Below are 10,180 nucleotides of genomic sequence, written 5' to 3'. Positions count from 1 at the left end.
GGGGTCTACCCGCCCGATTTCGATGCTAGAGCGTGATCTGCTTGACGCGCAGCACGTGCTTGACCGCTTCGAGCTTCTTGAGCGTCTCGGGCGAGGCCTCGGCATCGATGGAGAGAAACGCGATCGCCGTGCCGCCGGGCACGTCGCGGCCCATCTGCATGCTGGCGATGTTGACGTTTTCCTCTGCCAGCAGGCAGCCGATACCGCCGACCACGCCGGGAAGGTCCTCGTTCTTGAGGGCCAGCAGCGTGCCGTTGGGAATCACTTCGACCCGGTAGCCGTCGACGCTCACGATGCGCTGGTCGTTGACGTTGAAGACCGCGCCCTCGACCGAATATTCCTTGCCATCCTTGCAGCGGGTGCGAATGCGGATGTGGCTGGTGTAGTCGTGGGTTTCCTTCGTGCTGCTCTCGCGCACGGTGATTCCCTGCTCGGCGGCGATGACCGGGGCGTTCACGTAGTTGACCAGCGCCGCGTTGCCCTTGCTCGGTGAGAGCAGGCCCTTGAGGGCGGCGAGGACAACGGGCCTGGTTTCCATGCCGGCGACGTCGCCCATGAATTCGATCTCAACGTGGTCGAAGCCCTCGGGGCGGAGCTGGGCGTGGAACAGGCCCAGTTTCTCGGCCAGCGTGAGGTAGGGCTGAAGCTGCTCGACCTGCTCTGCCGGGACGGCCGGGATGTTCACGGCGTTGCGGATCTCGCCGTTCACCAGATAGTCCACGCACTGCTCGGCCACCTGCACTGCGACGTTGAGCTGTGCCTCGAAGGTCGCAGCACCCAGATGCGGCGTGCAGATGACGTTGGGGTGACCCACCAGCGGATGGTCGGCGGCCGTGGGCTCCTGCACGAACACGTCGAGTGCCGCGCCGGCTACGGTGCCGTTGTTGAGGGCTTCGAGCAGCGCGTCTTCGTCGACGACGCCGCCGCGCGAGGCCTGGATGAGCAGCACGCCCTTCTTCATCAGCGAGAAAGCCTTCTTGCCCACGATGCCGCGGGTGGCGTCGTTGAGCGGGGTGTGCACGGTGATGAAGTCCGCGCGCTTGCACAGCTCGTCGAGGTCGACGAGCTCGATGCCCAGCGAGGCGGCCTTTTCCTTCGAGACGAAGGGGTCGTAGCCGAGGATCTTCATCTTGAGCCCCTGCGCGCGGTCGGCGACGATCTTGCCGATGTTGCCCAGACCCACGACGCCGAGATTCTTGTTGAAGAGCTCGCGGCCCTTGAAGATCTTCTTCTCCCACTTGCCGGCCTTCATGGAGGCGGTGGCCTGCGGGATCTGGCGGGTGAGCGCGCACATGAGCGAGATGGCATGCTCGGCGGTGGTGACCATGTTGCCCGTCGGGGTGTTCGAGACGATGACGCCGCTCTTCGAAGCAGCGGGCACGTCCACGTTGTCCACGCCGATGCCGGCGCGACCGATCCACTTGAGGCTCTTGGCGGCGTCCAGAACGCGCGCGGTTACGGTCGTGCCGCTGCGAATGATGAGCGCCTCGGCGTCCGCGACTGCCCCGCAAAGTTCGTCCTCGCTCAGTCCGGGCTTGTAATCAACTTCCAGGCCCTTGGCCGCGTTGAGAATGTCCAGACCTTCCTGTGCCAGTGTGTCGGAGACCAATACCTTCATGTGCTTCCCATCCGTGCGTTTCATGCCGTGCGCGTTTCCCGTTTCGGGAGGTGCCGGCAGCGTTGTTGCTCACTCAAACGAAATCGCGGGGCCTTTGCGCCCCGCGTATCCAACCGGGCGAATCGGTTCGGCTCAGCCGCCGCCGAGGACCGAGAGAATCTTGTTGTGCAGCGCGGCCATGCCCTCGGTCTTGCAGAGAAAGTCGTCGGCGCCCGAAGAGATCGCTTTCTCTTCGAGATCCTCCACCGGCAGGCTCGAGAACAGAATGATCTTGGGCTGCACGGCACACCCCTCGTGGATCACCTTGACGAGGTTCTCCCCCGAGAGGGCGGGCATCTGCTGATCGAGCACGACGACGTCGGGTTCGATCTCGCGCACGCGGCGGCTGGTACCCAGCGCTTCCTTGCTGGTGTGGACCTCGTGTCCCTCGACGCTCAGGCGCCGGCGCACCAGCTCCAGAATCGATTCGTCGTCATCCACTACAAGAACGCGTGCCATGATGCCTTCCGTTTCTTGTCGTCGAGAGCTTCTCCCCTATGGGTTGGGGAATCCCTCGATCAGAACCTTCTGCGCGGCGGCGACGCCCTTGCCGAGCTCGACGCTCTGGCCGAACTTGGCCAGCGCCATCTCCACCGCGGCGATCGCGCTGAGAGTGTCGAAGCCGTCCACGAAACCCATGTGGGAGACGCGGATGATCTTGCCCTTCACGTGATCCTGCCCACCGGCCATCGCCAGGCCGAGCTGATCGCGAGCGTACTTGACGAACTTGCCGCCGTCGACGCCCTCGGGCAGCCACACGGCGGTGACCGAATCGGCCGGGGCAGCCGAGAAGGCCTTGAGCCCCAGGGCGGCCAGGCCGGCGCGGGTGGCGTCGGCAAGGCGCTTGTGGCGTGCGAAGAGGTTCTCGATCCCCTCGGCCTCTACCGCCCGAACGACCTCCAGCAGGCCGATGATCAGGCTCACCGCCGGGGTGTAGGCGGTCGTGTCGTCGTGAAGGGCTTTTCGCTCTTTCTTGAAGTCCAGATAGAACTTCGGCGACCTGGCTTCCTCGGTGCGCTTCCAGGCGCGCTCGGAGAGCGCCACGAAGGCCAGACCCGGGGGCAGCATAAAGGCCTTCTGGGAGCCCGAGACCAGCACGTCGATGCCCCACTCGTCCATCGGGACGGGCATGCAGCCCACGGCCGTGATGCCGTCGACGACGAGCAGCGCGTCCGAGTTGCGGGTCAGCGCCGCGATCTCCTGAATAGGATGCACGGTCGCCGTGGAAGTTTCCGAGAATGTCGCGTAGACCGCGCGGATGTCGGGATTGGCTTCGAGGGCCTTCTTCACTTCGTCGACGCCGATGGGGTGGCCCCACTCGGACTTGAGCTCGATGACTTCCATGCCGTGGGCCTGGCAGATCTTGCCCCAGCGTTCGCCGAACTTTCCGCCGTTGATGCAAAGCGCCTTCTCACCGGGCGAGAGGAGGTTGACCACGGAGCCTTCCATGGCGGCCGTTCCCGAACCGGCGAGGATCAGCACGTCTTCCTTCGTGCCGAAGATGGGCTTTAAACCCGCGGCGGCTTCGCGGAAGATGGCCGAGAACTGCGGCGTGCGGTGGTGGAGGATCGGCTGGCTCATGGCTGCAAGGGCTTCCTGCAGCACGGGCGTCGGGCCGGGGGTCATCAGGCGCTTCTTCATCATGGTGCGCTTACTTTCTGCCTCTGCTCAACCTTGTAATAAGGGAGGCTTGTGAGCGTCGGGAATTTGCGTCCCCGCGCGGCCCGCGAATGGGCCTGAAACGGGGAAATGCGCGCCCAGAAAGGGCGGACCTCGTATCTAGTCGCCGCCCTGTGGGCTGTCAAACCGCGCTCACTGCCCTCGCGGCGGCCGGGCCCCTTGGCCTTTTCGCTGGAGGCTCTAAAGTGGGCTTCGCTACCCGAGCACAACCATCCGCGTCGCCCCCGCAGGGCGAGCGGCCGAGGCGAAACACCACCGAGATGAGGCTCTTCGACCAATTGACCCTGATGCGCGAGGGGGCCCGCATTGCCGGGCGTCAGGTGACGCGCATGGCTCGCAGCGCCAAGCCCCAGCGTTTCGCCGGCACCCCGACCGAAATCTGCCGCCAGGTGGTGGCCGCCTGCTGGAACGGGACCTACTTTCGCGCCGGGATCGACCACCTCGACCAGTTCTGGATTCGCGACTTCGCCATCTCGCTCGAGGGGCTCATCGACCTGGGCTACGCCGACCAGTGCAGCCAGAACCTCGAATGGGCGCTCGAACGCTACGCCGCCGCCGGGCGGGTGACGACCACCATCTTCCTGGACAAGGAACCGGTCGACATCTTTACCTACTCCTCGGACTCGCTCCCGTTCCTGCTCTATTCGCTTGAGCGCCTGGGGCTGCACGACCTGCGCGCAAAGTATCGCGACCTGCTTACGCGCGAGACCTCGCTCTACTACGTGAAGCTCTTCGACTCGACCTCGGGCCACCCGCGCGCCAACGAGATGTTCTCTGCCACCAAGGATACAATGAACTTCACCGGCACCTGCTTTACGAGCACCATGGTCGCCTGGTGCAGCAAGCTGCTCACGCGTTGCGAAGAACTGCCCAACCCCTTTCGCAAGTTCGACCTCGTGAAAGTCGTGAACGAGCAGTTCTGGAACGGCGAGTTCTTCAGGAACGACCTGCACACAAAGCCCGACCTTTGCAGCGGGGATGCCAACTTCTGGCCCTACTGGTGCGAGGTGGTGGATAACCCGGGCGAGATGCTGCCCAGGAGCATCGCGGCCGTGCAGGCAGCCGGGCTCGACGATCCCTTCCCGCTCAAGTACCACCCGAAGCGCCTGCCCGATCATGAGCTGACGCTGCAGCGCTGGTTCATTCCAAACTATCAGGGCGATTCGATCTGGACCTTTTTTACCCCGCAATGGATCGAGCTCGTCGGCACGATCGATGCCGCGCGCGCGGGCGCTTACACGCGCGCCTATTGTGAGTGGCTGGAGGAATACGGCACCTGGGTCGAGGTATTCGATCCCGGCGGCAAGCATCCGCTACGCGGCCGGGTGAGCTATGGCAGCGACTGGGGCATGCTCTGGGCCGCCAACTTTCCCCGCGTGATCGACAAATTCGCAGCCACCGAAGAGAAAACAGACACCACCAGCGCATGAGCACCTTTACCCAGAACGGCGACGGCAACCTTCGCCTCAAGCGACTCGGCATCGACACCTACCAGGAGCACATCCTCTACCTGCGCGAGGACGCGCCCGTCGTGCGCTCCGAAGGATTCGCTTCCCAGGCGCGGGTGGAAGTGCGGCTGGGAGAGAATTCCCTGATCGCGACGCTCGACATTGTGAAGAGCGAGATTCTCGAGCCGGGCCAGGCGAGCCTGTCCGAAGGGGCTTGGTGCGAACTGCAGGCGCAGGAGGGCGACCACGTTCACCTCTCCCACGCCGCGCCGGTCGAATCGCTGGGCTATGTGCGCGCCAAGCTCTACGGCCACCGCATTGGCCACGAGGCGATGAACGGCATCATCGAGGACATCGTACAGGGCCGTTATTCCGACGTGCACCTGGCGGCCTTCATCGCCGCCTGCTCGGGCGAGAATCTCGATCGCACGGAAATCGTTTCGCTCACGCAGGCCATGATCGACGTGGGCGATCACATCGACTGGGGCAGCGACCTGGTCATGGACAAACACTGCGTGGGCGGGCTTCCGGGAAACCGCACGACGCCCATCGTGGTTGCTATTATCGCCGCATTCGGGCTGATGATGCCGAAGACCAGCTCGCGGGCGATTACGTCACCAGCCGGTACGGCCGACACCATGGAAGTGCTGACCAACGTCGATCTCTCCATTGAAGAAATGCGCCGCGTGGTCGAGCAGGAAAACGGCTGCATCGCCTGGGGTGGCGCGGTTTCGCTGAGTCCCGCCGACGACATCCTGATCGGCGTTGAGCGCGTGCTCGATGTCGACAGCCAGGGCCAGCTCGTTGCCTCAGTGATCTCCAAGAAAGCCGCCGCCGGCTCGACCCACGTGCTGCTCGACCTGCCCGTGGGGCCGACTGCCAAGGTGCGCAGCCTCGAGGCGGCGCGCTCGCTGCGCATGCACCTCGTCGAAGTGGCCCGCGCCGTGGGGCTCGAAGCCAAGGTGCTCTTTACCGACGGCAACCAGCCCGTAGGGCGCGGGATCGGTCCGGCGCTCGAAGCGCGCGACGTGCTGGCTGTACTCCAGGGCAATCCCGACGCGCCGCGCGACCTGCGTGATCGATCGCTCGCGCTGGCAGCGGGCCTGCTGGAGATGTCCGGGCGCGTGCCGCAGGAACAGGGCGACGATGTGGCGCTGGCCATCCTCGACGAGGGCCGCGCGTGGAAAAAATTTCAGGCCATCTGCGAGGCCCAGGGCGCGCTGCGCATGCCGCCGACCGCGCCGCAGCGACACGAAGTGCTGGCCCTGCATGCGGGCCGCGTGAGCGCCATCGACAACCGCATGCTCGCGCGCGTGGCCAAACTCGCGGGCGCGCCCAAGGCGGCGTCGGCCGGACTGGTGCTGCACGTGAAGATCGGAGATCTGGTAGAGCCGCACCAGCCGCTCTTCACGCTTCACGCGGAGACGCCGGGCGAGCTGGCCTACAGTCTCGAATACGTGAACGGCCGCGTGCACGAAATCATCACCTTGGAGCACCAGCGATGAAGCCGCTCGTCTTTGCGCTTCCCGGCAACGAGGAACTGACCGGATCGATCTGTGCCCAGCTAGAAGCCGAGGCCGGCGAGCTCGAAGTCCACCGCTTTCCCGACGGCGAGAGCCGCGTGCGGATCGTAACTCCCGTCGAGGGGCGCAGCGTGGCCTTTGTGTGCACCCTGCATGAGCCAGATCCCAAGATCGCGCCGCTGCTCTTTGCCGCGGGGACGGCGAAAGAACTCGGCGCCGGACGCGTGGGGCTCGTCGCGCCCTATCTCTCCTACATGCGACAGGACAAGCGCTTCCACGACGGCGAAGCGATCACCTCGGTGCAGTTCGGAAAGCTCCTCAGCGCCTGGTTCGACTGGCTGGTGACGGTCGATCCCCACCTGCACCGCCACGCCGCGTTGCGCGAGGTCTATTCCATTCCCGACCGCACGCTGCACGCGGCGCCGCTCATCTCGCAGTGGATTCAGGGCAACATCCGCGAGCCCGTGCTGGTCGGGCCCGACGCCGAGAGCGAGCAGTGGGTGAGCGCCGTGGCGAAGGGGGCGGGCGCGCCGTTTCTGGTGCTGGAGAAAACCCGGCGCGGGGATCGCGACGTGGAAGTCTCCGTGCCCGAGGTGGAGAAATATCTGGGCCGCACGCCGGTGCTCGTAGACGACATCATCTCTACCGCGCACACGATGATCGAGACCGTGGGGCACCTGAAACACGTGGGGCTGCTGCCGCCCGTGTGCATAGGCGTTCATGCGGTCTTCGCCTCCGGCGGCTATGCCGAACTCAAGGCCAGCACCGTCGAGCGCATCGTAACGTGCAACTCCATCGCGCACGAGACCAACGCCATTGATCTGTCCGCCCTCATCGCCGGCGGCGTCAAAGAATTGCTCTGAAACGGGAAGGGCGGGTAGACCCCGCCCCTACATGCGGGTTTCGTAGGGGTGGGGTCTACCCGCCCTCTTGCCAGATCATCTCACGACTTCATCGAACAGGGCCCAGAAGCGCTCGGCGTCATGGACGTTGTTGTAGTGGTGCGGTGAGAGGCGCAGGCCTCCGCCGCGCGGGGCATGCTGGACGCCCTTCTCGGTGAGTGCTGCTGTTGCGGCGGCCAGGTCAAACTCGCCGCCGACGATGACGACTGGGGTCGGCCCGCCCGGGCCCAGCACGGTGAGGTCCTTGAGCCCGCGCTCGGAGAGCCCGGCGCGCAATGCGGCGGCCGCGCCCATGGCGCGGCGATGCACTTCGTCCATGCCCACTTCGATCAGCAGTTCGAGTGCCTTGCCCAGCGCAAAGATCAGCGGCAGCGGGAGCGAACCCTCCTCGAACTTGCGCGCATGGTCGGGGAAGCTCAGGTCGTAGTGATCGAAATCGAACTGGCTCTTCACCGAGTTCCATCCGAGGTGCGAGGGGCGGATGCGACCCAGCAGCTCGCGCTTGCAGTAGAAGAAGCCCGTCCCCTCGAACGAGCACATCCACTTGTGCCCGTCGGCGCTCAGGAAATCGATTCCCTCGCGCGTGACGTCCACGGGGATGACGCCCAGACTCTGGATGGCATCCACGCACAGGTAACCGCCCTTTGAATGGACGAGATCGGCCAGCGCCTTGATATCGAAGCGGCAGCCGGTGGAGAACTCCACATGGGAGATGGCCAGCACGCGGGTGCGCTCGTCGACCACGGCCGCGAACTCTTCCAGGCTCGGCGCGCGGCCCTTGGCGCTCACCGTGCGCACTTCGACGCCCCGGTCCTTGAGATTGAGCCAGGGATACATGTTGGCCGGGAATTCCGCGTCGGTGGTGACGACGTTGTCGCCGGACTTCCAGTCCAGTCCCGCAGCGACCAGCGAGAGGCCGTGGGAGGTGTTGCGCACGAAGGCGATCTCCTCGGCCTGGGCGCCGATGAACCACCCGCACAGCGCGCGGACCTTGGCGAGCTGTTCCATGTAGGCGTCGTATCCGGCAAAGCCGTTGCGCGCGAGCTTCGAGCCCATCTGCGCGTTGGCCACCGAGGCCCGCATGCACACCGGAGCAACGCCGGCGTGGTTGAGCGGCAGGTAGTTCTGCAGGACGGGAAACTCGTTCTCGCGAATGTGGTCGATGGTGGGCGCGCTCATCTGGAATGCCTCTGCGTCGGGATGGCGGGAACGCTACGCAGACAGGCGGGCGAGTGCAACTGCGAAGAACAAACGGGGGAGACAACTGTCTCCCCCGTTTTACAGGGACGACCCTCGCCTAGATTTCTGCGAGCTTTGCCACGGCGTTGATGTGGAAGGGCATGTTCTCGATGACCAGTGCCGGGACCGATTCAACGCCGGCGCGGCGGGCCTCGTCGATGCGGCTTCGGTCCTGGAGCAGGTTCACGCGCTCGATCTGGTAGCGGCTGGCATCGATGGCGCGGGTGACGCGCTCCTCGACGCTGATGCAGACCGGGCAACCGGTCATATAGAACGTGGCCTTCTTCTTGTTGGTGGTCATGGCGTTCCTCCTGCGCGGGTAGTGCGCGTGCTGTCCCATTCGGGATGCGCAGGCGCGCGAAGAGGTCGCAGAAAACTCGCGATGAAAGGGGCAGGGCTCAGCCGGACTTCCCCGCAAGCCATCGCAGCGTCGCCTGGGCGACGCGCTTTCCGAACATCTCCGCTGTTTTGAGGTCACCCTCGGGCGGGGTCTGGTCGGCCGGGGCATTGTTGGACTGGGCCATGAGTCCCAGGAAACCGCCCACGCGGTTGACGTGGGAGGGCTGGCCGGGCTCCATGGTGAGCGTGGGCATTTCAGATTGTCCCACCCAGATCATGCCGTGCTGGGCGGCGAAGATGGCCAGGTGTTGGAGTACGGCGAGCTTGTCGCCGCTGAGGCTTCCCGAGTTGGTGAAGCCCGCGGCGATCTTGTCCTTCCACCGGCGCTGCATCCACAGGTTGGAAGTGGCGTCCATGAAGGCCTTGAAGGGAGCCGAAACCCCGCCCATGTAGGTCGGGGACCCGAAGATCATCGCGTCGGCGCTCTTGAGCGGCGAGAGCGAGTCGGCCAGTTCCTCGACGGCGAAGAGCTTTACTTCCGCGCCGCCTGCGGTAGCCGCGCCCTTGGCCACGTGTTCGGCCACTTTCTTCGTGTGGCCGTAGCCGCTGTGATAGATGATCGCGATCTCCGCCATGGGCTTCTCCCTAGAGTCCTTCCAGCCATTCGTTGATGAAATACAGCCGGAGGGCAAGCGAAGGTGTGAAGGCCCGGGCCTGAATGTCCTTTTCGAAAATCATGTGGCGAAAGGCTACTTCGGGGGCGATGCCCACGCCGCCGACGCGCTGCTCCCAGCCAAGGCCCAGATAGTAGCTGCCGCCGTAGCGGGTGGTGGCGTATTTTACATCGAACACGTCGAAGGATGCGCCCACCCGCGCGAACAGGCCGTACTTCTCGGGCTCGGCGAGCACGAAGCGCTGATACTCGATGCCGTAGTGCCAGATGCGAATCTTGCTCGGGAGCGCGAGGTTCGCCGTGCCGAGCTGCTTGTCGCGCCCGGCGACGACGGGGTTGAATACGAGGCCCAGGCTCCACTCGAGGGGCTTTTCATAAAAGAGATTCACCGAGCTGGAGAGCCCGCCGTAGGTCGTGTTGCCCGCGGGGGTGCGGAGCTGCGTGAGGTCGTAGTGCTCGCGAAAGCGGGGCGTGAAGCGGCCCTCGGCCGCATGGGCGGTGGGGGCCAGGGACGCGACGAGCGCGAGCATGGTCAGAGCGAGGAGGGTGCGGATCATTGAAACCTTCTTTGAGTTGACGGAGCGCCGGGTGGGCTCAGCGGGTCCGAAATCCGCATGGATCGATGCGAGTCTCGGACGCGAAGAGCGCAGCATACCCGATACGTAGACCGATGCTGGGGCGAATTTATTCGCGATCCCGGTGGGTTAGGAATCTTACTC

The 10,180-nt window shown here is 64.9% G+C and carries 10 protein-coding genes; 3 read left to right on the top strand and 7 right to left on the bottom strand.

The annotated features are described in order from the left end of the window. Positions 1-25: 25 nt before the first annotated feature. The 3 genes from KDH09_14090 to KDH09_14080 form a co-directional block, all read right to left on the bottom strand. Positions 26-1,618, bottom strand: coding sequence for a phosphoglycerate dehydrogenase (locus KDH09_14090; protein ID MCB0220827.1), 1,593 nt, complete (start codon positions 1,616-1,618; stop codon positions 26-28). Positions 1,619-1,750: 132 nt separating this feature from the next. Further along, positions 1,751-2,116 (bottom strand): response regulator, encoded by a 366-nt coding sequence (locus KDH09_14085; GenBank protein MCB0220826.1) that lies wholly within the window; start codon positions 2,114-2,116, stop codon positions 1,751-1,753. A 36-nt stretch (positions 2,117-2,152) separates the two neighbouring features. Then, positions 2,153-3,301, bottom strand: a complete 1,149-nt coding sequence (locus KDH09_14080; protein MCB0220825.1) for an alanine--glyoxylate aminotransferase family protein — start codon at positions 3,299-3,301, stop codon at positions 2,153-2,155. Positions 3,302-3,597: 296 nt separating this feature from the next. Here KDH09_14080 and KDH09_14075 point away from each other — a divergent pair, with 296 nt between their 5' ends. Genes KDH09_14075 through KDH09_14065 form a run of 3 tightly spaced genes read left to right on the top strand, consistent with a single transcriptional unit; the run spans position 3,598 to position 7,171 of the window. After that, positions 3,598-4,767, top strand: coding sequence for a hypothetical protein (locus KDH09_14075; GenBank protein ID MCB0220824.1), 1,170 nt, complete (start codon positions 3,598-3,600; stop codon positions 4,765-4,767). Further along, positions 4,764-6,290 (top strand): thymidine phosphorylase family protein, encoded by a 1,527-nt coding sequence (locus KDH09_14070; GenBank protein ID MCB0220823.1) that lies wholly within the window; start codon positions 4,764-4,766, stop codon positions 6,288-6,290. The genes KDH09_14075 and KDH09_14070 overlap by 4 nt, the downstream gene beginning before the upstream one ends. Next, positions 6,287-7,171, top strand: coding sequence for a ribose-phosphate pyrophosphokinase (locus KDH09_14065; GenBank protein MCB0220822.1), 885 nt, complete (start codon positions 6,287-6,289; stop codon positions 7,169-7,171). The genes KDH09_14070 and KDH09_14065 overlap by 4 nt, the downstream gene beginning before the upstream one ends. 75 nt (positions 7,172-7,246) lie before the next feature. On the opposite strand, the gene KDH09_14060 is transcribed toward KDH09_14065, so the two are convergent. From KDH09_14060 to KDH09_14045, 4 genes are all read right to left on the bottom strand, one after another. Then, positions 7,247-8,389, bottom strand: a complete 1,143-nt coding sequence (locus tag KDH09_14060) for an aminotransferase class V-fold PLP-dependent enzyme (protein MCB0220821.1) — start codon at positions 8,387-8,389, stop codon at positions 7,247-7,249. A gap of 118 nt (positions 8,390-8,507) precedes the next feature. Beyond that, positions 8,508-8,750, bottom strand: coding sequence for a thioredoxin family protein (locus tag KDH09_14055; GenBank protein MCB0220820.1), 243 nt, complete (start codon positions 8,748-8,750; stop codon positions 8,508-8,510). Positions 8,751-8,847: 97 nt separating this feature from the next. Then, positions 8,848-9,423, bottom strand: coding sequence for a flavodoxin family protein (locus KDH09_14050; GenBank protein ID MCB0220819.1), 576 nt, complete (start codon positions 9,421-9,423; stop codon positions 8,848-8,850). Positions 9,424-9,433: 10 nt separating this feature from the next. Beyond that, positions 9,434-10,018: a hypothetical protein gene (locus KDH09_14045; GenBank protein ID MCB0220818.1), complete on the bottom strand. Its 585-nt coding sequence runs from the start codon at positions 10,016-10,018 to the stop codon at positions 9,434-9,436. Positions 10,019-10,180: the final 162 nt, after the last annotated feature.

Source organism: Chrysiogenia bacterium (genome assembly GCA_020434085.1).
GTDB lineage: Bacteria > JAGRBM01 > JAGRBM01 > JAGRBM01 > JAGRBM01 > JAGRBM01.
The sequence above is the reverse complement of the archived record's forward strand: the minus strand, read 5'-3'. Positions and strand labels throughout refer to the sequence as shown.